Source organism: Aliirhizobium wenxiniae (assembly GCF_014201355.1).
GTDB lineage: Bacteria > Pseudomonadota > Alphaproteobacteria > Rhizobiales > Rhizobiaceae > Neorhizobium > Neorhizobium wenxiniae.
In genome coordinates this window covers 815,848-839,538 of record NZ_JACHEG010000001.1, presented here as the reverse complement: position 1 = coordinate 839,538, position 23,691 = coordinate 815,848, and the positions used below count along the sequence as shown (strand labels likewise).

The following is a 23,691-nucleotide window of genomic DNA, read 5'->3' as shown; positions in this document are numbered from 1 at the left end:
TCACTGGTTGCTGATGACAAGCTCTGCCATCAGTCCGGCATGATTTGACCCATAAGCGCTCGGCAGAGTGGAGATCGATCTGATCTTCAACGGTGCCCGGACATAGACATGGTCGATCGGCAGTCCGAACTTGCCGAGGCTGACAGGCCATGTCGGTGGTTCATACGATGCCGATCTAAGCCCTGTCCAAGTGAAGAAGCTGCGGATATTGGGAGCTAGCGAGGAGGCGTTGAAATCGCCCGAAAGGACAAGCGGGCCTTGCACCTTTTCCATGGCGAGGGTGGCGTGCACCAGTTCTACGGTCTGGAATTCATCGAAATAGGGTTTGGTTGTATGGATCCCGGCAATATTGACCTTGTGTCCTCTGATTTCCGTTTCGGCCAGAATGAAACGGTCGCTGAACAGTGTGCTCAGGCTTCGGATCGTTCCTCGCTCGAGCGGTGTTTTCGATAACATCAGCTGATCGCATCCGGCGGTCAGAACACCGCAGCCAATGTGGTAGGGATAGCTTGAGCCAAGCAATGAGAGGTGAGCCTCAAGTGGTTCAGCTTCCATGATGTTGACGACATCGGCGCCCGAATTGGCGATCATTCTCGCAATGGCTTCGCCGTTTTTCTCATTTTCCTTCAGAATGTTGAAGGAGAGTAGTCTGAAGCTGGGGGCATTTGCGTCGTTTTCCTTCGCCATCCCTGTGTAATCCCATCCCATGATTACGGCGTGACCGGCAAGGGCTAGCGATCCGGCAAGCAGAAGCATGGAGACGAGGGTGCGGTGAAGAGCCAAGGCAAAAAGCATAACCAGACTGCATGCCACGGCCGCGTGCAATTGCAGGCTATGAAGTGTGGCGAACATCCAGTGGGGATGCAGGTATCGCGTGCCGATTGCCAGTATTACGAGCGACACGATGACGCAGATTGCGACGGAAAGGATCTTTCTTGAGGTCATGATCGGGTCCGAAGCTTCACTTGATGGATGAATTAGCACGCGCAAATGTCTCTTGCAACGCAACATGTTTGCACAACCCGGCTGCAAAATACGCTTGATCCAAATCAAGTTCCCCATTGATATCGCAGGTTAAATCATGGCCGCTGCATAGTGTCGCAAGACAATGTTGCAGTGCCCTGTCGATTACATGCCAAAATAGAAATCATGTTCCTTCATCCGGTCGTAGGCCTTGCCAAGCGGCAAGTTTATCTGCGATCAAATCAAAGATCGCACTGGCTTGCTGGGGAATCGGTGTTCGATCTATGGTGACGGAGGTTGACCACAGCCAGGAGGAGGCATGCGGATGACAGGGACATTGCATGAGAGGATGGTTGAACCGTGAGTGAGCATAATCCAAGTGAAGGAACGGTGAGCGAACCCACGCGCCGCGATTTCCTCTATCTGACGACCGGCATGGCCGGCGCTGTGGGTGCTGCGGCCGTTGCATGGCCATTTATCGACCAGATGCGCCCGGATGCGTCAACACTGGCACTCGCCTCGATCGAGGTGAATGTCGCAGCGCTGCAACCGGGCATGTCGCTGACCGTCAAATGGCGCGGCAAGCCGGTGTTCATACGCAACCGCACGCCCAAGGAAGTAGAAGAAGCCAATGCCGTTCAACTGTCCGACCTGAAGGATCCCGTTGCCCGCAATGCCAATATCGCGGCAGATGCAGAGGCGACTGGCCTCGACCGCTCTGCCGGTGAGGGTAAGGAGAACTGGATCGTGATGATCGGCTCCTGCACCCATCTCGGCTGTGTTCCGCTCGGTCAGTCCGGCGATTTCAACGGATGGTTCTGTCCCTGCCATGGCTCGCATTACGATACTGCGGGCCGCATCCGAAAAGGTCCTGCACCGCAGAACCTTGCAATTCCGACATTCGCATTCGCAAGCGATACCGTGATCAGGATCGGGTGAGGGGCTGACATATGAGTGGACATTCGTCTTATCAACCGTCGACGGGGATCGAACGGTGGATCGACCAGCGGCTGCCTTTGCCGCGCATGGTGTATGACAGTTTCGTCGCCTATCCGGTGCCGCGTAACCTGAATTACGCCTACACATTCGGTGCAATGCTCTCGGTGATGCTGATCGTGCAGATCCTGAGTGGTGTTGTGCTGGCAATGCATTACACGGCGTCGACCGCCGAGGCTTTCGTCTCTGTCGAAAAGATCATGCGCGACGTCAACCACGGCTGGCTGTTGCGCTACATGCACTCCAATGGTGCATCCTTCTTCTTCATCGCGGTCTATCTGCATATTGCCCGCGGTCTCTATTACGGCTCCTACAAGGCACCGCGCGAAATCCTCTGGATCCTCGGCGTCGTCATCTACCTGCTTATGATGGCTACCGGCTTCATGGGTTACGTGCTTCCCTGGGGACAGATGTCCTTCTGGGGCGCAACCGTCATTACCGGCTTCTTCACCGCCTTCCCGTTGGTGGGTGAATGGATTCAGCAGTTCCTGCTCGGCGGCTTTGCCGTCGACCAGCCGACGCTGAACCGGTTCTTCTCGCTTCACTATCTGCTGCCGTTCATGATTGCCGGCGTCGTTGTCCTGCACGTCTGGGCGCTGCATGTCACCGGCCAGACGAACCCGACCGGCGTCGAGGTGAAGTCGAAGACCGATACGGTGCCTTTCACGCCCTATGCTACGCTGAAGGATGCTTTCGGCGTGTCGATCTTTCTGATCGTCTATGCCTGGTTCATCTTCTACATGCCGAACTATCTCGGCCATCCGGACAATTACATCCCGGCCGACGCCCTGAAGACACCGGCGCATATCGTGCCTGAATGGTATTACCTGCCGTTCTACGCGATGCTGCGTGCGATCACCTTCAATGTCGGCCCGATCGATTCAAAGCTCGGCGGCGTGCTCGTGATGTTCGGTTCGATCATCATCCTGTTCTTCCTGCCCTGGCTCGACACGTCAAAGGTCAGGTCGGCCGTCTATCGTCCGTGGTACAAGCTGTTCTTCTGGATTTTCGTTGCCAACTCGATCTTCCTCGGCTGGCTCGGCGCCATGCCGGCAGAGGGTGGCGGGTTGATCTCGCTGCTGTTCGGCGGCGAACTGAAGGGCAATTATGTCGGCTATTCGCAGCTCGGCACGCTCTATTACTTCGGCTTCTTCCTGGTGATCATGCCGCTTCTCGGCCTGTTCGAAACGCCACGGCGAATTCCGAACTCGATCACCGAAGCGGTGCTGGAGCAGAAGAGCAAGAAGGCAGGCTCGGATACGACCGAACCGGCCAAGGCTACGGCGTGAGCGCGGAGAGGGATCGACACATGAAAAAGCTTGCTACAAGCCTTCTCTCCCTGGCGCTTCTGGCCGGATTGGGTATCGCCCAGGCCAATGCGCAGGAAAACCACGACGCCGCTGGGGCTGAAGCCCATGCGGAGGGTGCTACACCGCATTATCCGATCCACCATCCAAAGAATGTGAAATGGAGCTTTGCCGGACCTTTCGGCCATTACGACAAGCAGCAGCTTCAGCGTGGTTTGAAGGTCTATACGGAAGTCTGTTCTGCCTGCCATTCGATGGAGCTGGTGCCTTTCCGGACGCTCGGTGAGCTTGGATATTCGGAAGCTCAGGTGAAAGCCTTTGCCGCCAACTATCAGATCCAGGACGGCCCGAATGATGATGGCGAAATGTTCGAACGTGCCGGCGTGCCGTCCGACCACTTCCCGTCGCCGTTCCCCAACCACCAGGCCGCTGCGGCGGCCAATAACGGGGCTGCGCCGCCGGACTTCTCGCTGCTCGGCAAGGCGCGCGGTATCACGCGCGGCTTCCCGCAATTCGTCGTCGACATCTTCACGCAGTATCAGGAAGGCGGGCCGGATTATATCTACTCGCTGATCACCGGCTATCAGGAGCCGCCTGAAGGCGTGGAAGTGGCGGAAGGCGGGCATTACAATCCCTATTTCGCCAATGCCGCCTCGCTTGCCATGGCGCCGCCGATTGCCGACGATCAGGTGACCTATGACGACGGTTCACCGCAGACGGTGGATCAGTATGCCAAGGACATTGCCGCCTTCCTGATGTGGGCTGCAGAGCCGCATCTGGAGGAACGCAAGCGTACCGGTTTCATGGTCATGGTATTTCTGGTGATCTTCAGCGGGCTCATTTACCTGACGAAGAAGTCGGTCTATGCCAATAAGGAACATTGATCCGAAGCCGGGTCAAAGATAGTGAAGGCGGCTTCGGCCGCCTTTTTCATGCGCGCGCATCTTCCATCAGGCCATTCGTTCGAATGGCGGAAGGCATGCCGCCGTAAGACGACTAACAGGGTTATCATGACTGCCTCAACCAAAGACATCCTCGCCGCTGCGATCCGCTCCATTCCGGATTATCCCAAGCCCGGCATCATCTTTCGCGATATCACCACCTTGCTGGGTGATGCAGCAGCCTTCCGTCTCGCGGTGGATGAACTGGTGAAGCCCTATGAGGGATTCGGCGTCGACAAGATTGCCGGCATGGAAGCACGCGGCTTCATTCTGGGTGGCGCTATGGCGCATCAGCTTTCGGCCGGTTTTGTGCCGATCCGCAAGAAGGGCAAGCTGCCCTATCGCACGGTCAGCATGGCCTATGCGCTGGAATACGGTACCGACGAGATGGAAATCCATGTCGATGCGGTAAAGCCGGGCGAAAAAGTAATCCTCTGCGACGACCTGATCGCGACCGGCGGTACTGCTGTCGGCGCCGTCAAGCTGCTGCGCCAGATCGGTGCGGAAGTCGTCTCCGCCTGCTTCGTCATCGACCTGCCGGATCTCGGCGGCCGCAAGAACCTCGAAGCGCTTGGCGTAGAGGTCCGCACACTGGCTGAATTCTCCGGTCACTGACCTTTTGCAAGCCGGGGCATGGCCTCGGTGTGAGCCGTGATCTTTCAAGCGCGTCGGGTTAACCCCCGGCGCGTTTCTGCAGAAAGGCGGGCAGGATGTGGTGCTCGGTGAGTTCTGCCATGGTGATATCGCCCGGCTTCTCCGGATCTATCCAACGCAGTTCTTCAATCGCGGCAGATCTGGCGATATGGATATTACCGATCTCGATCAGGAAGACATCGGCTGAGACGGTGAAACCTGCTTCATTGGCGGCTGGCGCTTCGAAATAGCCCAAAGGGTGCAGGTCTTCAGGTGAAACATGCAGGCCGATTTCCTCCACGAGTTCGCGCAGAAGAGCGGATGACGGGGTTTCCTTCGGCTCGATCTTGCCGCCGGGCTGCATGAAGGCGGTCGTTTCCCGTTTGCGAACAAGAAGTGTCTGGCCGTCGGCGCGAATGATAACGGCGGCTGCGATGCGGATTGTCTGCGTCATCATGTTGAGCTTTCGAACAATAGCGGCGAGACGATGTTGGCGATGACATCAAGGGCTTTCTCATCTTTCGACCATTCGCCGGATGCTTCGAATTCCGCGAGTTCGATGCCTACGATCCGGTGTTTTGGAAGTGCTGAGAAAATTTCCCGTAGTGTATTGGGCAAGAGACCATCGGCAATCGCGTAGGCGGCCGGAATATGTGCGGGTTCAAGTACGTCCCAATCGACATGGATCCATATCTCCCGGTCGCCGATTTCGGAAAATATCGCCTGCGGCGTCGCGGTTGATGGGGGAATGATGCGCAGCCCGGCCTGTTTCATCAGGTCAGCTTCTGCGGGATCAATGTCCCGTCCGCCGATGACAATGACATTTTTCGGATCAATACCGCTGCCGTGGCCACTCTCCCACATGCCGCAGGCTGCTGCCAGAACCATGCCGCCGAGATAACCGCTTTCCGTCGTGAAAGGCGTGTTGAAGTCTCCATGGGCATCGATCCAGAGAAGGACCGCTTCCGGATGCGCCCGTGCCGCGACCGGCAGAGAGGCAAGGCTAGCGGCGCAGGTGTTGGCGACCATGAGTGGGCGATTGCCGCGATCGATCGTTTGCGAGACGGCCTGCTGTAACTCCGTCAGCGTGATATTGGCCTCTACAAGCGCTGACGGCCAATGGTCATTCCGCGCGGACGAAATCTTGCCGATCTCGATCGGTTCAAGCCCGATGAGGTTGGAAAGCAGTCTTGCCGTCAATGCGGCCCCGGGGATGGCTCCGGATGTCCGGTCGGCAATGCGTCCCTGCGAGACGATGAGTTCAAATGTCATGAGAAGCCAGGCTGATGATAAGGGGAGGAGGCTTTGAGCAGCCACAGTGGTGAGGAGTAGTTCGTGATATTCCTTTGGATATAGCGATGGCGGGACTTGTAGCAAACTTGAATTTTGACGCGGCCCCATTCTTTCGTGCCCCCCAGATCCTTAGGATTGCGGGAGGAGGCGACGCTGATAGTTTTTCATCTTTACGATGGAGAATCAGATGGACGTTACTGCGCTTTTTGGTTTTGCAGCGGCCTTTCTATTTTTTGCTGCCAGTCCTGGTCCGGATAATGTGGCGATCGTTGCCCGAACCATCGGGCAGGGTGTCTTGTCAGGGATTGCCTATGGGGCAGGGACGTGCACCGGCATTCTCATGTTTCTGGCGCTGGCGGTTTTCGGCCTGTCTGTCGTCGCCAGCGAGATGGGTGTCGTAATGACTGTCCTGCGCTATGGCGGCGCGATCTATCTCGTCTGGACGGGGATCAGGCTCTGGATGGCTGAACCGGTGGTGCCTGCGCTTAGGCCTCAGGCCAATGGACGCGTGCTCGGCGCCTATCTGACTGGCGTGGTTCTCAATCTTGGCAATCCCAAGATGCCGCTTTTCTATATCGCGCTGTTGCCGAATGTAGTCAGCACCCAGTTAGCCGTTGCGGATGGCGTGGTGCTGGCGATGATCATCCTCACCGTGGAAGTCGTCGTCGTGGGCGGGCATGTGGCGCTTGCCAGCCGCGCACGGTATGCGCTTCGCAATCCCCTTATCGTGCGGCGGGCCAACCGCGCTGCGGGGACAATGATGATCGGCGCAGGGGCTGCCGTGGTCGTTGCACGTTAATCGAATTCCAGAACTGTGCTCTCGAAGCGCAGAACGGTCTCGCCCTTCTGGTTGACGCCCTGGTTGGCCGTCAGGTTGATCGACGTTCCTGGCCGCGACATCAGCGGGCGGCTTTCGATGAGCGTCACCGAATAGGTGATCGTATCGCCGGCATAAACGGGTTTCAGCCATTGCAGCTTCTTGAAGCCGGGCGAGGGGCCGAGCTTGGGCGGCTCGATGCCTTCCGCGAGAAGGCGAGCATGTTCCTTTGCCCAGTAGGCAATAAACATCTTCATCCAGCCCGCGCAGGTATGCCATCCGGATGCGCACAGGCCGCCAAAGACAAAGTTCTTTGCGGCTTCCGGATCGGTATGAAAGGGCTGGGGATCGTATTTCCTGGCGAAGGCTATGATGTCTTCTGCGGTGAATAGCAGCGAGCCGGTGACGACCGTCTGGCCGGGTGGGGAGATGTCGGCGAGTTTCATGCCCTGTCTCCCGCAGTTGCCGTTTCGTCGGCAGGGCGGGCGCGGAACATGATCGGGTTTTCGCCGCGCATGACGACCTCGCCGTTCTGGTTGATGACTTCGTGGAGGAATTTGACGAGGCCGAGACCGGGCCGCGAGCGGAGCGGCCGCGCCTCGATCACCGTCGAGCGGCCGGACAGCGTATCTCCCGCAAGAACAGGCTTCTTCCATTCCATGAATTCAATGCCGGGCGAACCCTCGGATGAGGAATCTGCCAGCCAACCGTCATACATCATGCGCATGAAGAGGCTTGCCGTGTGCCAGCCCGATGCCGCCAGTCCGCCGAGAATGCTGGCCTTGCCGGCCTCTTCGTCGAGATGCATCGGCTGTGGATCGAATTCGCTGGCGAATTCGATGATTGCCGCGGCATCGAGCGTGCAGGAGGCAAGCGCCAAAACGCGGCCGGGGGTGAAATCCTCGAGGTAAAGCATGGGGCGCCTCGGCAATGGAGGATAAGGCTACGGCCGGGAATTTCCCGGCCGTAGCGCGTGGTTTTCGATCTTACGTGTTGAAGCGGAAGTGGATGACGTCGCCGTCGCTGACCACATATTCCTTGCCTTCGTCGCGACCCTTGCCTGCTTCCTTCGCGCCGACTTCGCCCTTGTAAGCGACGTAATCGTCGTAGGAGATGGTGAAGGCGCGGATGAAGCCTCGTTCGAAATCGGTATGGATGACGCCGGCGGCCTGCGGCGCCTTGGTGCCGCGACGGATCGTCCAGGCACGGCATTCCTTCGGGCCGACGGTGAAATAGGTGATCAGGTCGAGCAGGTGATAGCCTGCACGGATCAGGCGGTCGAGGCCTGCTTCTTCAAGGCCGAGCGCGCCAAGGAATTCCTTGGCTTCCTCCTCGGGGAGCTGAGCGACTTCGGATTCGATCGCGGCGGAAATGATGACGCATTCGGCGCCTTGCGCCTTTGCCATTTCGGCAACAGCCTTGGTATGCTCGTTGCCGTCCACCGCGTCGCCTTCGGCGACGTTGCAAACGTAGAGAACCGGATGCGATGTCAAAAGGTTGAGGCTCTTGAGAATCTCGATCTCTTCAGGTTCCAGCGTCTGCAGGAGCAGGCGAGCCGGCTTGCCGTCCTGCAGCAGCTTGATCACGGCTTCCATGACCGGAAGCTGAGCGACGGACTCTTTGTCCTTGCCGGTTGCGCGCTTGCGGGTCTGCTCGACGCGGCGCTCCAGGCTTTCGAGGTCGGCGAGCATCAGCTCGGTTTCGATCGTCTCGGCATCGCCGACCGGGTTGATGCGGCCTTCGACATGGGTGATGTCGTCATCTTCGAAACAGCGCAGCACGTGAACGACGGCGTCCACTTCGCGGATGTTGGCAAGGAACTTGTTGCCCAGGCCTTCACCCTTGGATGCGCCGCGCACGAGGCCGGCAATGTCGACGAAGGAGATGCGGGTCGGAATGATTTCCTTAGAGCCGGCGATCGTCGCAAGCTGCTGCATGCGCGCGTCCGGAACAGCAACTTCACCAGTATTCGGCTCGATCGTGCAGAACGGATAGTTCGCAGCCTGCGCGGCAGCCGTCTTAGTCAGTGCGTTGAAAAGGGTGGACTTGCCGACATTGGGCAGTCCGACGATACCGCATTTAAAGCCCATCGGGGATGAAACCTATCGTTTAACTGAGTTTGCAGTGGCTATGGGGGAAAGTGCCTTGCGGGTCAAGGCTTGCGATATTCTGCATCCGTCTCAGGAGACGCTATGGCTTGAAATCTTCCTGCTGCGGCGCAAGATAACTCTTATGCCCGATTGAGGCTTTCCTCACATGGAGGTCAAGCTGATGGCCGAAGATACGGTTCTCACCCCGAAAACGAAATCGAAACCCAAGCTGGAGCGACCGAAACTCTACAAGGTCATCCTGCTCAATGACGATTATACGCCGCGCGGGTTTGTCACCATGGTCCTGAAAGCCGTTTTTCACATGAGCGAGGAAGCGGGTTTGCGGGTGATGATGACCGCGCATCGGCTTGGTTCCTGCGTGGTTGTCGTCTGCGCCAAGGATATTGCCGAAACGAAGGCCAAGGAGGCGGTGGATCTTGCGAAGGAAGCGGGCTATCCGCTGATGTTCACTACGGAGCCTGAGGAATAGCGGCGTACGGCTACTCCTTTGGGCCGAACATCTTCTTCAGCATATCAGCCATCGGACCTGATGACGGAAGGTTCGGCTTTCCGCCATTGCGAGCCTGACGGATGTGGGATTGGCCGGCTGGTTTTTGGGGTTGCGGCTGTTTTGCCGCCGGTTTTTCCGGCTCTGGCTTGCCGCCTACGGCAAGCGTCAGCTTGTTCATCAACTGCGAGTCCTCGCCCTTGATCAGCATCCCGGCATTGTCGGCGATCGCGTCCATCAGCGGTTCCAGCCAGACCTTGTCAGACTTGGCGAAATCTCCCAGGACATGTCCGTGCACCAGTTCCTTGTTTCCGGGGTGACCGATGCCAATGCGCAGCCGGCGATAATCCTTGCCGCAATGGGCGTCGAGCGATTTGATGCCGTTGTGCCCACCGTGGCCTCCAGCTGTCTTGAGCCGCGTTCTTCCCGGTGGCAGATCGAGTTCGTCGTAGATCGCGACGATATTTGCTGGCGTCAGCTTGTAGAAGCGCATGGCTTCGCCAACGGCTTCGCCCGAGAGATTCATGAAGGTCTGCGGCTTCATCAACAGAACCTTCTCGCCGTCGATCTCGCCTTCTGAGATCACGGCCTTGAACTTCTTCGACCAAGGCGAAAAGCCCGCCCGTCGCTGAATGGCGTCGACGGCCATGAAACCGACATTGTGGCGGTTGCCTGCGTATTGCGCTCCGGGATTGCCAAGGCCAGCAATGATCAACATTGAAACTCTCCGTCTTTCTGCGCTCTGTCACCACCGCGAAATGACGGCACTGTCAATGTCTATAGGTCTATTTTTCCCACAAGCGGAGAGGCTTCAGTCCGTAGCGCTGGAGGATTTCATCCTGGCCTTTTTCGCGGATTAGTGCATCCAGTCCATCCTGCATGCGGGTGATCATGTCATCGGGCATCTGCTTGTTACAGGCCATGCCAAAGTGACTTTCCGAAAAGGGTAGAGCGATTTCCACCGGCTTTCCTTCGAGTTTTAGCTTTTCAAAGATGTTGTCCGACATCGGCATCATGTCAACGCGTTGTTCCAGGAGTTTGTTGAGCGTGATTTCAAAATCCGAGCTCAGATCGATCGAGGGGAAACCTCGTTCGCGCAACAGGGTCTCCGTGAAGTCCGCCCGGTGCGTGCCTATTGTGTAGCGCTTGGCTTCGTCGAGTGTGCTTGCCGTCACATGAGACCCCTTAAGGCGTACCAGGACATGCCGGCTGATGCTGATGGGGGTCACCCATTTGAACCGGTCTTCCCGTTCTGGAATGCGCGCAGCGGAAAAGGCACAGTGCATGGGCAAAGTCTCGGCAAGGGTGATTGCTCGTGCCCAAGGCATTATCTCCATGGTGAACGGAATGCCTGCCTTCCCCATCAGCGCGGCGACCTGTTCTACGCTCGACCCGCCATATGTCCCGTCTGCGTTACGATAAATGAACGGAGGATATGATTCAGTCGTGAGCGTCACCGCAGCCTGGGCAAAGGCGGGCGCTATTGCTCCGAGCATGCCGATCAGTGCAATCATCATCTTCATCGCGGGCCTCCGAAATGTTGCTGGAAGCGTCGTGCCTCGAAGCTTGAGGCGCTCTGTCATATGCACTCTGTGCGCTTCATGTCCCAATATCACCGCCTGTCCTTACACATGCGCAACTGCGCAATTGGCATGCATATCTAAATGTGACATTTCACCGTTCAGCTGGCGAGCGATGCCTTGCTGGGGTGTCCAGAAAAATCTGCCAGCAAGTCATTGATTTCGCGAGGCCTGGAGAAGTGATAGCCCTGTGCGTAGTCGACGCCGATCTGCATCAGCTGTTGCCGCTGCTGCGCCGTTTCAACGCCTTCCGCCACGACCTTGCACTGCATCTGATGCGAAATGGTCGTAATGCCTTCGATCAGCATCCGGCTTTTTCGCTCCAGATCGGTGTCGCCACCAAGGAGCGACTGAACGAAGGATTGATCAATCTTGACGATATCGACAGGGAATCTGTTCAGATAGCTAAGAGATGAATAGCCGGTGCCGAAATCGTCCAGAGCGATGCGGCAACCGAGATCGTGAAGCTCGGAAAGAGTTCTGCGAATCTCCGGGTCGTCATGCATCAATACGGCTTCGGTGATTTCGATCACAAGGCGGGCCGGCAGTATGCCCCCTTCACCCAGCATTCTGGTCAGGCGTGCAGGAAGGCAGCGTTCGAATTGCAAGGGCGAAAAGTTCACGGCGACATATGTATTGCCAAGGCCAGGAAGGCGAGAAACGCGATTGAGATTGGCGATTGCGTCTTCAAGAATAAGATTGCCGATTGCGGCAATCGATCCGTTTTCTTCCGCAACGCTGACTAGCGGAGCCGGGGGAAGCAAGCCCTTGCGAGGGTGGCGAAGACGCATGAGTGCTTCGAACCCGACGGGTATGCCATTTCCCATGCCTACGATCGGCTGAAAATGAGCTTCGAACCAGTTGGCTGCAATTCCTACTTCGATGTCGCTTTCAATTTCGGCCTTTTCCCTGGTTCTTGTCAGGATAGCGGGATCGTAGACTCTGGCGCCGTTCTTGCCGTCACGTTTGCGTGCATACATGGCCAGATCGGATTTCTGCAGCAATTCGGCGGCAGTCGCGGCGTGTTGCGGATAAAAGGCGACCCCCACGCTGGCGCTCAGTCTTATGCCGGTTCCTTCGATACGAAACGGCGATTCGAACATGTCGATAATCTGCTGGCACAGATCAGCACTGCGGCTCTCGGCGTCCGGGCCGGCGATCACGATGGCGAATTCGTCGCCGCCAAGTCTGGAGACTGTATCCGTCTCGTGCAGCATGGGTTGCAGCCTTACGACGAATTCCTGCAGAACGAGGTCGCCCGCTGCGTGGCCATGATTGTCGTTGATCGCCTTGAAGCGATCGAGGTCGACGAAGAGGCAGGCGAGCTGGGTCGCCATCCGGTCGGCTTCGACGATATGACGGTCCAGAGCAGCTTCGAAACCCTGCCTGTTCAGCAGCCCCGTCAAATGGTCGGTTATCGCCTGCTGATGGTTGCGGAATTCGGATTGCTTTAGTTCGGTCACGTCGGTCATGACACTTAACGAGCCAGCAAGATGCGTGGTGGTCGCGCCGAGATCGGCTTCGGCGATCAGCACATCGAGAATGCGGCCGTTCTTGCACAGGAAGCGTACCGTGATTTCTATCGTGACGCATTGGGCCATGGCGTGCCTTCTGCGATTTTCAAAAGAAGCCCGGTCTGCCGCGAAAAGGAAATCCGAAAAATGCTGTCCGATAACTTCTTCTCGCTGGTAGCCTGTGGCCAACAGCCAATAGTCGCTCACGGCAGCCACGGTGTCGCCCGCAGTCAATGAGAACAGCATTGCCGGCGTAAGGTTGTAAATCTCTATCGTCTGCTGATGGGCTCGCTTCAGTTCCTTTTCCTCGCGCTCCAGAAGAAGCTGCATCTCGTTGAAACTTTTTGCCAATCTCCCCATCTCATCGGCGGAGCGCCAGTCGACGTGGTGTCGCGAGCCGAGTCTGCGGGTGGCCTCGATCGCAGCGGTCAGGCGTGTCAAAGGCCGAACGACCATGGTTCTATTGCCGAAAACAGCTGCGCCGAAGACGGTCAGAATGGCGATGATGAAAATGGATATGAATGCAAACTCGATCTGATGCAGACCCGAGAACCAACTGGCAACCGGGACATAGATCGTCAAAGTGCCGACTTCACGGGGTCCCTGCAGGGATCGATAGATTACCGTCTGGCTGCGCGCTTCGAGAGTATTGAGTTCTGGCGCTCCGGGATCGGCCTCGAAGACGTTGAGCTTGCCCGTGGTGTCGTTGATCTGAACGGCATGGACCATCTGATCAAGGAGCATCATCTGTGCGACCTGGCTGATGCTGTCCAGATCCAGGTCCCATAGCGGTTTTCCGAGCGCCTGGGTGTTGCTGTTCATCACTACATCAACATGCTCACCGATGCTCTGGGAAGCCTGCTGGGACGAAAGGGCGAGGAAAAGCGTAAAAAGCGGAGCCACGACGACGAGAAGCGCGCCAGATATTATGGCAATGAAACGACTCTCAACAGAATGAGTCATTTGTTTTCCCCGGCCCAATATTGCTCTTTTTAAAATACCACCCCGTATTTCCCCACTATCCTTCCACCCAAATGTTTAAACTTCCCTGACACGTTCTCCCAAATATTTGCTGAAATGCATGAGCTGCGTGCCGTGACGAAAACAAAAAAGCCCGCCGAGGGGCGGGCTTTCTGTCTCAATCGAAGAATATCTATTATTCTTCGGAAGGAGCGGCAACTTCTTCTTCAGCAACACCAGCAGCCGGAGCTACGAGCGTGGCGATGGTGAAGTCGCGGTCGGTGATAACCGGGCGCACGCCCTTCGGCAGCTTGACGGCCGAAATGTGCATGCTGTCGCCGATCTTGGCGCCGTCGAGGTCGACGGTGATGAATTCCGGGATGGCGTTGGCCGGGCAGTGGAACTCAACCGTGTGACGGACGATGTTCAGGACGCCGCCCTGCTTGATCGCGGACTTGTCTTCGTTGACGAAGTGGACCGGAACGTCGACGGTAACTTCGGTGTTACCGGAGACGCGCAGGAAGTCGACGTGCATGGTGAAGTCACGCACCGGATCCAGCTGGTAATCCTTCGGCAGTACAGTGTACTTCTTGCCGTCGAGATCAATGGTGGCAATCGTCGTCATGAAGCCGCCGGCGTGGATACGCTTGGTGACCTCATTGGTGTTGAGGGCGATTGAAATCGGGGCCTGCTTGTCACCGTAGATGACTGCAGGAATAAAACCGTTGCGGCGAAGTTCACGGGAGGACCCCTTACCGACCCGTTCGCGCGCCTCGGCCTTGAGCTCGTAAGAATCCTGGCTCATGGCATTTCCTTTCGAGGTTATTTGGAGAGTTCAGACGATCAAAATGGTCACTCTGAACCGGAAAGCGTAGAACGCGTTCCATCCGCGTTGCCTCCAAGGGTGTCTACGCGGACGCGCCCCTATAGAACAATGCCCCCTGTGACGCAAGGGTTTCCTGAATATGACAACGTGTTGTATTTGTGCGGTCGCACATCCACCTGTTGCGGGATATTTGCCCGCTGTTCATCCTAGGTAGGCACCTCTTGCAGGATTGTTAAGTAAGTTTCTTCTGGTTCAGCCGAAAACTGCAAACTGAGCCAGTAAGTATCGGATTTGTTAAATATACGACGTCGAAAAGCAGCATCGATCTCAAGGAATGAAATTGATGTATGGCGTCGTCACTTGCCTGGTGCAGGAACACAATCTTAGGCTCGTGCTTGTGGCGGGTATACTTTGCTTTCTGGCAAACCTTGCAACGGTGTCATTCATCGGGCGGGCACGGGAAGCAAATCGTGCTGCGCGTATAATATGGGCTTCGGTTGCTGCAGGAGCCGGAGGCTTCGGCATATGGGCAACGCACTTTGTCGCGATGCTCGCCTATGATCCCGGGCATGCTTTCCGCTTCGACTTTGCGCTGACGCTGGTTTCACTGGGGCTGGCTTTCGTAGCAACCTTTGCAGCAGCAGCCCTCGTTCTCATCATTCCGACGCGCTCCGCGGCTGCCGGGGCGGGTGTTGTGTTCGGTGCGGGAGTTTCCTGCATGCATTTCACCGGGATGTCTGCCATTGAGTTTGCAGGCGCGATTGTCTGGGATCGTTCGCTGGTGTTTGTCGCGATTTCTGCAGCCATGTTCATGGCACCGATAGGCTTTGTCATTGCGCTATCGAGAGGCGCAAAGGTCGTCGTCCTGGCTGCGGGCATATTGTCGCTGGCGATCATATGCATGCATTTTATCGCCATGGGAGCGGCGACTTTCGTTCCTGATCTTTCCATGGCTATCGAAGTTGGCTCGATGTCCAGGCCGCTGATGTTATCGACGATCGTCGTCGTGTCCCTGTCGCTCATCGGGTCGGCGGCGACCGCCGCGATCGTTTCGAGCCGCGCCGCGCGATCGTCCAAGGCCAGCGAGAGGAACTTCCAGCTGCTCGTTCGTGGCGTGACCGATTATGCGATTTACATGCTGGATCCGGCAGGCGTCGTTACCAACTGGAATGCCGGTGCAGAGCGTGCAAAGGGATATGCTGCAAAGGAAATTATTGGCCAGAGTTTCGCGCGTTTCTATTCACGTGATGATCAGGCTGCGGGGATGCCCGAATTGGCCTTGTCAACGGCGCGCGATAGCGGTCGTTTCGAAGCAGAAGGAAAGCGATACAGAAAAGATGGTACGTGGTTCTGGGCGCATGTCGTAATTCAGCCGATCCGTGATGAGGACGGCGTTCTGATCGGTTACGCCAAGATCACGCGCGACATAACCCGACAAAAACAAGACAGTGACCGTATCGCTCAGGTCACGCAAAATCTGGACCTTGCGCTGGAAAACATGAGCCAGGGCATCTGCCTTTTCGACCGACACGAAAGGCTGATACTTTGCAACGGGCGTTATCGCGAGATGTTCAAGTTTCCGAAAGGTTTCGTTGGGCCGGGGGTCAGTTACTGGGACATCGTGCGCAAGGGTTATGAGATGTCCTACTTCGACCCGCAGGATGCTCTGACGCGTGCACAAGAACACTACAATCGCTATATGTCTGCAATGAGATCAGGGCAGCGTGGCATCGTGCACCGCACGGCCGGTGGACAGACATTTCGCATTGGGCTGAACGTGCTCACCGACGGGGGCTGGGTTTCGACCTTCGAGGATATCAGTGAGCAGGTTCGCTCCGAGGAGCAGATCGCTTTCATGGCGCGTCACGACAGCCTGACGGAGCTTCCCAATAGAGCCGCTTTCATGAGCCATCTGGAAAGCGAGGTTCTGCATGCGGAGAGTTCCGACCATCGGCTGGCGGTGATCGGTATCGATCTGAACAGGTTCAAGCAGATCAACGACCAGTTAGGACATGGCGTCGGCGATGCCGTACTCAAGGAAATTTCCCGCCGCATGCTCAGGGTCATCGGGGCCAATCAGATCTTTGCTCGTTTTGGCGGCGACGAATTCGTGGCGGCCATGCGATATGACGAGATCGGCGAAGTCAGTGTGTTGCTGGATCGCATGATGAGCGAATTCAACCGCCCCATGGATGTCGAGGGGCATCGCCTGAGCACCGGTGCAAGCATGGGCGTTGCACTCTATCCGAATGACGGACAGTCGCCGGAGGCGCTCATCGCCAATGCCGATCTTGCGATGTATCGCGCCAAAGGATCGCTATCCGGCCAAGTCTGCTTCTACGACGTGGAAATGGATGAGGCCGCCCGTGACCGCACCAAGATGGCGAAGGAGCTTTGGGTCGCCATCGAGGAAAAGCAGCTTCACCTGAATTATCAGGTCCAGAAGTCTGTTCCCACGGGAGAAATCACCGGTTACGAGGTGCTGCTGCGCTGGCGTCATCCGGAGCGAGGCCTCGTTTCCCCTGCAGATTTCATACCTGTTGCGGAAGAATGCGGCGCCATCCTGCCGATCGGTGAATGGGTGCTTCGCGAGGCTTGCCGTGAGGCGGCCGGCTGGCCCGTCGCACACAAGATTGCAGTCAATCTTTCGCCTGTGCAGATCGCACACACGGACATGCCGGCACTCGTTCATCGGGTTCTGATCGAGACGGGATTGAAATCTAGCCGCCTGGAGCTGGAGATTACCGAAAGTTCGATCTTCAGCGACAAGCAGCGGGCGCTGCATGCGCTACGGGCAATCAAGGCGCTCGGTGTTTCCATCGCCATCGATGATTTCGGTACCGGCTATTCGTCATTGGAGACCCTTCAGTCCTTCCCGTTCGACAAGATCAAGCTCGACCGCAGCTTTCTGGCCGATGTCGATAGGAGCGAGGAAGCGAAAGCGATGGTCCGGGCCATTCTGGCTCTGGGACAGGGATTGCGCATTCCGGTGCTTGCCGAAGGGGTCGAGACATCCATTCAGCTGGATATCCTGAGGCAGGAAGGCTGCCATGAAGCGCAGGGCTATCTTCTTGGGCGTCCGATGCCGATCGACAAGCAAAATCTAACCGAGGCGGCCTGACCGCCTTGGCTGACGAGTTGAGGCTGGAGCATCAGCGACGCGCTTCGCCGCCCGGTGCGTAGACTGACTTTTGCTCGAAGCGGAACTTGAAGCCGCAATCACTGCAGCGGATCATGTGCTTGCGCGGGTCGGTGGAGGCAAATTCCGTCCGGAAACTCTTTGGCAGTTCGTCGATGCGGAAATCCCGGTTGGCGGCGCGCTTGTCATCGATTTCGGAAACCTCGGCAAAACCGGTGTTGCCGCACTGGGAACATTCGAGCTTTCGGGAATAGCGGTCGCGGGCGGCCATGCGGGACTCCTTGGATGTACCGGACCTACATAGTCAACGTGTTTGCCGAATGCAAAACGCCGGGACGATTGCCCCGGCGTTTTGCAGCTGTCTTCCCGCGATTTTTATCAGCGGCGGCATTCGCCGGATGAAATGATCCCGAAACCGGCGTTGTTTGCCTCGCAGGCATTGGGGAAGGTCTGGGTGCGGCCGCCGCGCTGGCCGCAGACTGGGCGGTATTCGCGGGTGCAGATGCCACCGGGTTGAGGTCTGCCGGGATTGCCCGGCCTGTCCCAATCGGGACGGTCAGGTCTGCCTGGGCGATCCCAATCCGGCCTGTCAGGCCGACCGGGGCGGTCCCAGTCCGGACGATCCGGCCTGCCGGAGCCTCTGCATTCGCCGGAACCGATGACACGGAAACCACGCGCATTCGCCTGGCAGGAATTGCCGAAAGTTTCCAGTCGTCCGCCTCTTTCGCCGCAAACCGGGCGATAGTCCATGGTGCACATCTGCGGACCGCGATCGGGGCGGGGAGGTGGATAATATCCTCCTGGGCCGGAGGGCGGACCACCTTCGACGCATGCAGAAAGAAGCGGTAGCAGTATAAGAAGCGGCAGCTTGGCCATATGGGTCGATATGAATGACATTCGTGATTCCTCCCCGTTGAATTGAGTTCAACCTAAAACATCGGGCCGAAAATCGATATCGACTTTCGGCCCGACTGAAAGATTTGGAAAATTGCGTCTGAAAGCTTGAAGCAATCAGTCGAACAGGCTGGAAACGGAGGATTCCATCGCCGTGCGGTTGATCGCCTCGCCGAGAAGCTGCGCCGTCGAGATGACGCGAATGTTCGGGGCGGATTGAACTGCCGTCGTCGGCTGGAGCGAGTCGGTGATGACCAGTTCCTTCAGCTTCGACGAGGAGATGCGGGTGACCGCGCCGCCGGACAGAACGCCGTGGGTGATGTAGGCGGTGACGCTGGTGGCGCCGTTCTTCAACAGGGCTTCCGCCGCGTTGCAAAGCGTGCCGCCGGAATCGACGATATCGTCGATCAACAGACAGTCCTTGCCGGTAACGTCACCAATGACGTTCATGACTTCCGATTCACCTGCACGTTCACGACGCTTGTCGACGATTGCAAGCTGGCAATCGAGGCGCTTGGCGAGCGAACGGGCACGCACCACGCCGCCGACGTCGGGTGATACGACCATGACGTTGTTCAGGTCGTAGTTTTCCTTCACGTCACGCGCCAGGATCGGCACGGCGTAGAGGTTGTCCGTCGGAATGTCGAAGAAGCCCTGGATCTGGCCGGCATGCAGGTCGAGGGTCAGAACGCGGTCGGCGCCTGCCTCGGTGATCAGGTTGGCGACGAGCTTGGCCGAGATCGGCGTACGCGGGCCTGCCTTGCGATCCTGTCTTGCATAACCGAAATAGGGAAGCACCGCCGTGATGCGCCGTGCGGACGCTCGCCGGAACGCATCGATCATGATGAGCAATTCCATCAGATGATCGTTGGTCGGGAACGACGTGGACTGGATGACGAATACATCCTCGCCGCGCACGTTTTCCTGAATTTCTACGAAGATTTCCTGGTCTGCAAAACGCCTTACACTGGCTTTTCCGACTGGGACATTGAGATAGCTGCAGATCGCGTCGGCCAGATGCCGGTTCGAATTGCCTGCGAAAACCTTCATTTCGGTCCGCCTGTATTGAAGCTGGATGGGGGCCTTTTACCGCCGCTGCCCTTGAATGCAAGAGCGTTTTCCAAATGCGCACGCAATTTTATGAATGAACTGTGACTTGAGGCCCAAAAAAGCCCCGATTACAGCCGGGATGCCGTTTGCCGCCAGTCGAGATACCCCGATATGGTCTTGTCCGCAATCGACTGCATGACGGATGCCGGTATTGCCGCCCAGGGATCTGGTCCTTGTGCGGATAGTGTTTCCTGCCCCTGCATCCGGTGCAGCCGCGCGCCGCCATTGTCGAGTACGTCCCAGACATAGACGACCGTCACCTTGCCATCATCGGAGAGGGCGGAAAAATAGCCCTTCAGGATGTGTTCGGTGTTGGTATCTGAAGAAGGTCTAATGCGTACACCGCTTGTGCGAGCGGCTACTGCAAGCTGGCGCGAGAGAGGTGTGACGGCTTCGACCGGAGCGCCGATGATTGGGAGGAAACGGATCGTTCCAGCGCTCTCAGCCGATGACGATGGTAATTCCGCCTGATGTGCCGGGGAGGTGATCCGTGGGCTACCAGAGGAAGGCGTCTCTATCTGGCCGTTGGCGACTTGCCCTTGCCATTCCGGCGGTGGGCCTGATGAGGATGGCGAAACGGTCTCGCCGTCGTTCAAGGCCCGCGCCTGGCTATCCAAGGTATTGCCATGTCTATGGGCATAGATATTCGAGGCAGGTGGAGCGGATTGAATCGGCGAGGTGTTATAGGTTCCGACCATTCGATCGGTATCGGCCTGGGTGACCGGGCTGGAGGTTCTTTCCGTTCCACCGCCGATATCGACCTGCGGCGTCAGGGCATCGGTCGTATTGCAGGCTGAAAGCGCGAGCGAGAAGGCAAGAGCTGTAGCGATATGCCATGATCCCGATCGCTGCACCCATTTACCTCTCTAATCTCCGCCTCAACCGAGCTTAGAGGTGGCTTTTCGGACGTGTCAATTGCGGGAAATAGTGCGCTCAGCAGACGATCAGGTCGAGGCCTCTTCGTGAGAGCGGTTCCGGCGCACCTTCGGTCGTCAGATAGGTGTGGCCGAGCGTCATTGCCGTGCCGCTATCGGAATCCATGATGATCATGTGGACAAAGAGTGTCATGTCGGGAAGGATTTCCTGCGGATTGCCGACATGGAACATCTGCTGCTCCATCCATGACGGCGAGAAGCGGGCACCGAGCGAGTAACCGCAGGCGTTCAGCCGGTGGCGGGAAAGGCCGCGTTCATCAAGGATGCGGGCATGGGTGTCGAAGACATCGCCGAAGGTGTGGCCGGGGCGAAGCACTTCCTCGATCGCCTGGATGGTTTCCAGGCAGGCCTTGTAGAGCTCGCGGTGTCGGAGCGACGGCTCGCCGATCACGACAGTACGCATCATGGCTGCATGATAATGCGCTGAGGCACCAGCCCATTCGAGAGTCAGCTGGTCATTGGCTTCGAGCTTGCGCCGGCCGGCCTTGTACCTGCACAGAAGCGCATCTTCACCGGAGCCGATAATGAATTCGTTGGCTGGATAATCGCCGCCGCCGGAAAATACCGCGCCCTGCATTGCTGCCAGAATGTCTGACTCATCTCCGCCGGCTTTGATCAACGGAAGGGCCGCATCCAATGCATCGTCTGCCAGTTCGGCTGCATGCCTTGCATAGGCGATTTCGGCCGGGCTTTTGATCAGGCGCAGGCCGCCGACGAGATAGGAGGCGTCGATCAACTGACCGAACGTGGAAAGCTGGTTGTCTATGAGACGGGCGACGCGGCCGGTCATGCCATGCGTATCGTATTCAATGCCGATTTTTGCTCCGAGCAGATCCATGTCGCTCAGGAGGTTCTTCAGGTCGAGCGTAGGGTCGGCGTTCACCCGATCGACCCAGATGGAAATATTCTCGATGATCGACGTCTGGCGTGCCTGACGCAGGTCTGCCGACCGTGTCAGTAGCGTCATCGACCCGTCCGCCTTGACGATCAGGGTCTGGAAAAAGCAATAACCGAACGTGTCATAGCCTGTGAGCCAGTACATGCTTTCCTGTGCGAAGATCAGCACGGCATCGAGCTTCTGATCCTGCATCTCGGCGAGAAGCCGGTTCAGGCGGGCGGAATATTCGTCGCGTTCGAAATGCAATGCCATCTCAATCCTCCCGGATCGTTATCGCTGAAATCTGGCGGCCGTAGTCCGGCTCTTTTGCGTGGGTAGTGCGTCGATAGGAAAAGAAACGCTCGGCGTCCGGATAGGTGTCCAGGTTCAGGTTTTCTGCCTTTACGCCGGCATCGGTGAGACGCTTGATGGTCAGTGACGGAAGGTCGAACATCGCGTGGTGCTGCTTCACCGAGGGGGAAAAGAAGATTTCGTAGGAAGGGTTGGCAGATTTGAAATTGGAGACGAATTCTGGTCCGACCTCGTAGCTCTTCGGTCCGATCGACGGGCCGAGGACAGCGGTGATGCGGCTGCGATCCGCGCCGAGCGAGACCATGGCTTCAATGGTGTTTTCGAGCACGCCGTGGAGCGCGCCCTTCCATCCGGCGTGGGCCGCGCCGATCACGCCGGCCTCGGCATCCGCAAACAGGATGGGGCCGCAATCGGCCGACAATACGCCGAGCACGATGCCGGGAAGATTGGTCACCATCGCGTCGGCCTTGGGCCTTTCGCTCGCTGCCGATTGTTCGTCGACGATTACCACATCGGGAGAGTGGACCTGATGGACGGTCGCCAGTCGCTCCAGCGGCAGTTCGAACCATGCTGCAACACGGGCGCGATTCTCGATGACCCGGTCGCGGTCGTCATCGGAACCTATGCCGACGTTCAGTCCTGCGTAGATGCCCTCGGAAACACCGCCCTTGCGGGTGAAAAAGCCGTGCCGGATGCGTGAGCCTGCCCGTTCGCGCAGCAATTCGCTTTCGATCGGCAGAGGCAGGTCGGTATTCGGCATATATGCGTCCATCCTGTTGATTTTACGAGGTAATGCACGCGAATGCGGCTGCTTGTGCGGGCGAGATTGGCGCAATATACGCCAATCTGTCAATGCAGTTCGGCCAAGGTTCAATCAATCGCGCGGAACGGCATAAGCTTCACGGCCGGGCTTGAAACCGCGATGACCTTGAAAAGTTCGCCCATCTTTCCCGCACCTTCTCCCGCCAGGCGATCGACCGCGACGCCGATGAGGCGCTGTTCTGAGGGATCCTTGTCGCGGGCAAGAGCGGTGGCGCGTTCGGCGAGACCGAGACCGTAGAGAAATTCGCCCTGGCGCAGGCCGCCATTGAGGTGAACGCCGCTCGCGAGCGCCACCTTGGCAAGGTCTTCGAAATCAACATGGCTGGTGAGATCCGCTTCGCCGGGATGGGCGAATGGCGGGTCGAACTCATGGTTCATCACGGCCTGTAGTGTATCGCCGAAGCCGGTGACCATGTGGCCGTAATCGATAATCAAGGCGGTGCCGCCGTATTGCCCAAGGCGCTCGCAGAGGGTCTGCATGACAGCCTGGCGGGCGGGAGCGACTTCAAAGATCGTTCCGTCCGGGACCGCGCCGGTATGAGATGGAAGAAGTACCGGATCTACAGTCGCGACACCGGCGGCGAATGCGAGCTCATCATTGATATCCAGGCCGATCAGCCGCTCGCGGAAACCGGTAGGCGTCTTGATGAACTGTCGGATCGGGATGGCGTCGAACAGCTCGTTCGCGGCGATCAGGCAGAAACCTTCCGGGACATCCTCGAAGCTGTCGTGCCAGTTGATCATCGTTGAATAGGCTTCGAGCGTCACTCGCTGGACGCCACGTAGGCGCTCGCTGGTTTCGACCAGATGCACGGTCATCCGCTCGAACAGGGCGGGCGAAATCCGTTTGATGACGCGCAACATGTCGGCCATCATCGTGCCGCGGCCGGGGCCGATCTCCACCAAACGGACATTTTCAGGCGTGCCGTGCTGCTGCCAGGCATGGACCATGAAGATGCCGACCATCTCGCCGAACAGTTGGCTGATTTCAGGAGCGGTGATGAAATCGCCGTGACGGCCGAAAGGTTCGCGGGTGCGGTAATAACCGTATTCAGGATCGGCGAGGCAAAGCGCGAAATAATCGGTAACGGTGATGGGCCCGTTTGTCCGGATCAGATTCTTGATCTTTTCGGCCAGGGGAGTGGTTTGGGGTGTGCTCATGGCAGACTCGATC

Annotated in this window: 24 protein-coding genes; 7 read left to right on the top strand and 17 right to left on the bottom strand. The window is 57.6% G+C overall.

The annotated features are described in order from the left end of the window. Positions 1-945, bottom strand: coding sequence for an endonuclease/exonuclease/phosphatase family protein (locus HNQ72_RS04100; protein WP_183989766.1), 945 nt, complete (start codon positions 943-945; stop codon positions 1-3). A 378-nt stretch (positions 946-1,323) separates the two neighbouring features. Between HNQ72_RS04100 and petA the strand changes: the two genes are divergently transcribed. The 4 genes from petA to HNQ72_RS04080 all read left to right on the top strand — a co-directional run bounded on the left by petA (position 1,324) and on the right by HNQ72_RS04080 (position 4,822). Next, positions 1,324-1,902 carry a ubiquinol-cytochrome c reductase iron-sulfur subunit gene (petA, locus tag HNQ72_RS04095; protein ID WP_183989764.1) on the top strand — a complete coding sequence of 193 codons (579 nt, stop codon included), beginning with the start codon at positions 1,324-1,326 and terminating at the stop codon, positions 1,900-1,902. An 11-nt stretch (positions 1,903-1,913) separates the two neighbouring features. Continuing rightward, positions 1,914-3,248, top strand: coding sequence for a cytochrome b (locus tag HNQ72_RS04090; RefSeq protein WP_183989762.1), 1,335 nt, complete (start codon positions 1,914-1,916; stop codon positions 3,246-3,248). A 20-nt stretch (positions 3,249-3,268) separates the two neighbouring features. Then, entirely contained in the window at positions 3,269-4,150 is an 882-nt protein-coding gene (locus tag HNQ72_RS04085) for a cytochrome c1 (protein WP_183989760.1), read from the top strand. Between the two features lie 126 nt (positions 4,151-4,276). Next, positions 4,277-4,822, top strand: a complete 546-nt coding sequence (locus tag HNQ72_RS04080; protein ID WP_183989758.1) for an adenine phosphoribosyltransferase — start codon at positions 4,277-4,279, stop codon at positions 4,820-4,822. A gap of 58 nt (positions 4,823-4,880) precedes the next feature. Here HNQ72_RS04080 and HNQ72_RS04075 read toward each other — a convergent pair whose 3' ends face one another. Next, positions 4,881-5,297, bottom strand: coding sequence for an NUDIX hydrolase (locus HNQ72_RS04075; protein WP_308422327.1), 417 nt, complete (start codon positions 5,295-5,297; stop codon positions 4,881-4,883). Next, a complete protein-coding gene (locus HNQ72_RS04070) occupies positions 5,294-6,112 on the bottom strand; it encodes an arginase family protein (protein ID WP_183989756.1) in 819 nt (272 codons plus the stop codon). The genes HNQ72_RS04075 and HNQ72_RS04070 overlap by 4 nt, the downstream gene beginning before the upstream one ends. A 208-nt stretch (positions 6,113-6,320) precedes the next feature. Here HNQ72_RS04070 and HNQ72_RS04065 point away from each other — a divergent pair, with 208 nt between their 5' ends. After that, positions 6,321-6,932 (top strand): LysE family translocator, encoded by a 612-nt coding sequence (locus tag HNQ72_RS04065; RefSeq protein WP_183989754.1) that lies wholly within the window; start codon positions 6,321-6,323, stop codon positions 6,930-6,932. Here the strand turns inward: HNQ72_RS04065 and HNQ72_RS04060 are convergent. The 3 genes from HNQ72_RS04060 to ychF all read right to left on the bottom strand — a co-directional run bounded on the left by HNQ72_RS04060 (position 6,929) and on the right by ychF (position 9,040). Beyond that, on the bottom strand, positions 6,929-7,396 hold the full coding sequence (locus HNQ72_RS04060) for a MaoC family dehydratase (protein WP_183989752.1): 468 nt from the start codon (positions 7,394-7,396) through the stop codon (positions 6,929-6,931). The two genes, HNQ72_RS04065 and HNQ72_RS04060, sit on opposite strands and share 4 nt — an antisense overlap. Beyond that, positions 7,393-7,866 carry a MaoC family dehydratase gene (locus HNQ72_RS04055; RefSeq protein ID WP_183989750.1) on the bottom strand — a complete coding sequence of 158 codons (474 nt, stop codon included), beginning with the start codon at positions 7,864-7,866 and terminating at the stop codon, positions 7,393-7,395. Before HNQ72_RS04055 ends, HNQ72_RS04060 begins: the two co-directional genes overlap by 4 nt. Positions 7,867-7,936: 70 nt before the next feature. Further along, positions 7,937-9,040, bottom strand: a complete 1,104-nt coding sequence (gene ychF / locus HNQ72_RS04050; protein WP_183989748.1) for a redox-regulated ATPase YchF — start codon at positions 9,038-9,040, stop codon at positions 7,937-7,939. 181 nt (positions 9,041-9,221) lie between these two features. Here ychF and clpS point away from each other — a divergent pair, with 181 nt between their 5' ends. After that, complete coding sequence (clpS, locus tag HNQ72_RS04045; RefSeq protein WP_183989746.1) at positions 9,222-9,530, top strand: ATP-dependent Clp protease adapter ClpS; 309 nt, start codon at positions 9,222-9,224, stop codon at positions 9,528-9,530. A gap of 10 nt (positions 9,531-9,540) precedes the next feature. Here the strand turns inward: clpS and pth are convergent, their stop codons facing one another. The 4 genes from pth to HNQ72_RS04025 all read right to left on the bottom strand — a co-directional run bounded on the left by pth (position 9,541) and on the right by HNQ72_RS04025 (position 14,407). Next, positions 9,541-10,266, bottom strand: coding sequence for an aminoacyl-tRNA hydrolase (gene pth / locus HNQ72_RS04040; protein WP_183989744.1), 726 nt, complete (start codon positions 10,264-10,266; stop codon positions 9,541-9,543). Between the two features lie 67 nt (positions 10,267-10,333). Then, positions 10,334-11,071 (bottom strand): substrate-binding periplasmic protein, encoded by a 738-nt coding sequence (locus HNQ72_RS04035; RefSeq protein WP_183989742.1) that lies wholly within the window; start codon positions 11,069-11,071, stop codon positions 10,334-10,336. Between the two features lie 158 nt (positions 11,072-11,229). Further along, entirely contained in the window at positions 11,230-13,605 is a 2,376-nt protein-coding gene (locus HNQ72_RS04030; protein WP_183989740.1) for a putative bifunctional diguanylate cyclase/phosphodiesterase, read from the bottom strand. Between the two features lie 193 nt (positions 13,606-13,798). Then, on the bottom strand, positions 13,799-14,407 hold the full coding sequence (locus tag HNQ72_RS04025; protein WP_183989738.1) for a 50S ribosomal protein L25/general stress protein Ctc: 609 nt from the start codon (positions 14,405-14,407) through the stop codon (positions 13,799-13,801). 364 nt (positions 14,408-14,771) lie between these two features. Between HNQ72_RS04025 and HNQ72_RS04020 the strand changes: the two genes are divergently transcribed. Beyond that, a complete protein-coding gene (locus HNQ72_RS04020; protein WP_183989736.1) occupies positions 14,772-17,549 on the top strand; it encodes a bifunctional diguanylate cyclase/phosphodiesterase in 2,778 nt (925 codons plus the stop codon). Between the two features lie 31 nt (positions 17,550-17,580). Here HNQ72_RS04020 and HNQ72_RS04015 read toward each other — a convergent pair whose 3' ends face one another. The 7 genes from HNQ72_RS04015 to HNQ72_RS03985 all read right to left on the bottom strand — a co-directional run bounded on the left by HNQ72_RS04015 (position 17,581) and on the right by HNQ72_RS03985 (position 23,678). Continuing rightward, positions 17,581-17,838, bottom strand: a complete 258-nt coding sequence (locus tag HNQ72_RS04015; protein WP_183989734.1) for a hypothetical protein — start codon at positions 17,836-17,838, stop codon at positions 17,581-17,583. A 107-nt stretch (positions 17,839-17,945) separates the two neighbouring features. After that, complete coding sequence (locus HNQ72_RS04010; protein WP_183989732.1) at positions 17,946-18,464, bottom strand: Kazal-type serine protease inhibitor family protein; 519 nt, start codon at positions 18,462-18,464, stop codon at positions 17,946-17,948. 114 nt (positions 18,465-18,578) lie between these two features. Beyond that, positions 18,579-19,511 (bottom strand): ribose-phosphate pyrophosphokinase, encoded by a 933-nt coding sequence (locus tag HNQ72_RS04005; RefSeq protein ID WP_183989730.1) that lies wholly within the window; start codon positions 19,509-19,511, stop codon positions 18,579-18,581. Positions 19,512-19,639: 128 nt separating this feature from the next. Continuing rightward, positions 19,640-20,425, bottom strand: coding sequence for a hypothetical protein (locus HNQ72_RS04000; protein ID WP_244654284.1), 786 nt, complete (start codon positions 20,423-20,425; stop codon positions 19,640-19,642). Positions 20,426-20,504: 79 nt separating this feature from the next. Continuing rightward, a complete protein-coding gene (locus HNQ72_RS03995) occupies positions 20,505-21,656 on the bottom strand; it encodes a M24 family metallopeptidase (RefSeq protein WP_183989728.1) in 1,152 nt (383 codons plus the stop codon). Position 21,657: 1 nt separating this feature from the next. Next, a complete protein-coding gene (gene pgeF, locus HNQ72_RS03990; protein WP_183989726.1) occupies positions 21,658-22,455 on the bottom strand; it encodes a peptidoglycan editing factor PgeF in 798 nt (265 codons plus the stop codon). Between the two features lie 110 nt (positions 22,456-22,565). Then, positions 22,566-23,678, bottom strand: a complete 1,113-nt coding sequence (locus HNQ72_RS03985) for a class I SAM-dependent methyltransferase (protein ID WP_183989724.1) — start codon at positions 23,676-23,678, stop codon at positions 22,566-22,568. Positions 23,679-23,691: the final 13 nt, after the last annotated feature.

Bases quoted from the DNA above. Each gene is read 5' to 3' on its own strand.
- HNQ72_RS04065 (WP_183989754.1), top strand. From the start codon at position 6,321: ATGGACGTTACTGCGCTTTTTGGTTTTGCAGCGGCCTTTCTATTTTTT.
- HNQ72_RS04055 (WP_183989750.1), bottom strand. From the start codon at position 7,866: ATGCTTTACCTCGAGGATTTCACCCCCGGCCGCGTTTTGGCGCTTGCC.
- HNQ72_RS03995 (WP_183989728.1), bottom strand. From the start codon at position 21,656: ATGGCATTGCATTTCGAACGCGACGAATATTCCGCCCGCCTGAACCGG.
- HNQ72_RS04085 (WP_183989760.1), top strand. From the start codon at position 3,269: ATGAAAAAGCTTGCTACAAGCCTTCTCTCCCTGGCGCTTCTGGCCGGA.
- HNQ72_RS04070 (WP_183989756.1), bottom strand. From the start codon at position 6,112: ATGACATTTGAACTCATCGTCTCGCAGGGACGCATTGCCGACCGGACA.
- HNQ72_RS04090 (WP_183989762.1), top strand. From the start codon at position 1,914: ATGAGTGGACATTCGTCTTATCAACCGTCGACGGGGATCGAACGGTGG.
- HNQ72_RS04060 (WP_183989752.1), bottom strand. From the start codon at position 7,396: ATGAAACTCGCCGACATCTCCCCACCCGGCCAGACGGTCGTCACCGGC.
- HNQ72_RS04010 (WP_183989732.1), bottom strand. From the start codon at position 18,464: ATGTCATTCATATCGACCCATATGGCCAAGCTGCCGCTTCTTATACTG.
- HNQ72_RS04025 (WP_183989738.1), bottom strand. From the start codon at position 14,407: ATGAGCCAGGATTCTTACGAGCTCAAGGCCGAGGCGCGCGAACGGGTC.
- HNQ72_RS04015 (WP_183989734.1), bottom strand. From the start codon at position 17,838: ATGGCCGCCCGCGACCGCTATTCCCGAAAGCTCGAATGTTCCCAGTGC.
- HNQ72_RS04030 (WP_183989740.1), bottom strand. From the start codon at position 13,605: ATGACTCATTCTGTTGAGAGTCGTTTCATTGCCATAATATCTGGCGCG.
- pgeF (WP_183989726.1), bottom strand. From the start codon at position 22,455: ATGCCGAATACCGACCTGCCTCTGCCGATCGAAAGCGAATTGCTGCGC.
- HNQ72_RS03985 (WP_183989724.1), bottom strand. From the start codon at position 23,678: ATGAGCACACCCCAAACCACTCCCCTGGCCGAAAAGATCAAGAATCTG.
- clpS (WP_183989746.1), top strand. From the start codon at position 9,222: ATGGCCGAAGATACGGTTCTCACCCCGAAAACGAAATCGAAACCCAAG.
- HNQ72_RS04100 (WP_183989766.1), bottom strand. From the start codon at position 945: ATGACCTCAAGAAAGATCCTTTCCGTCGCAATCTGCGTCATCGTGTCG.
- HNQ72_RS04020 (WP_183989736.1), top strand. From the start codon at position 14,772: ATGTATGGCGTCGTCACTTGCCTGGTGCAGGAACACAATCTTAGGCTC.
- HNQ72_RS04035 (WP_183989742.1), bottom strand. From the start codon at position 11,071: ATGAAGATGATGATTGCACTGATCGGCATGCTCGGAGCAATAGCGCCC.
- HNQ72_RS04075 (WP_308422327.1), bottom strand. From the start codon at position 5,297: ATGATGACGCAGACAATCCGCATCGCAGCCGCCGTTATCATTCGCGCC.
- ychF (WP_183989748.1), bottom strand. From the start codon at position 9,040: ATGGGCTTTAAATGCGGTATCGTCGGACTGCCCAATGTCGGCAAGTCC.
- HNQ72_RS04005 (WP_183989730.1), bottom strand. From the start codon at position 19,511: ATGAAGGTTTTCGCAGGCAATTCGAACCGGCATCTGGCCGACGCGATC.
- pth (WP_183989744.1), bottom strand. From the start codon at position 10,266: ATGTTGATCATTGCTGGCCTTGGCAATCCCGGAGCGCAATACGCAGGC.
- HNQ72_RS04080 (WP_183989758.1), top strand. From the start codon at position 4,277: ATGACTGCCTCAACCAAAGACATCCTCGCCGCTGCGATCCGCTCCATT.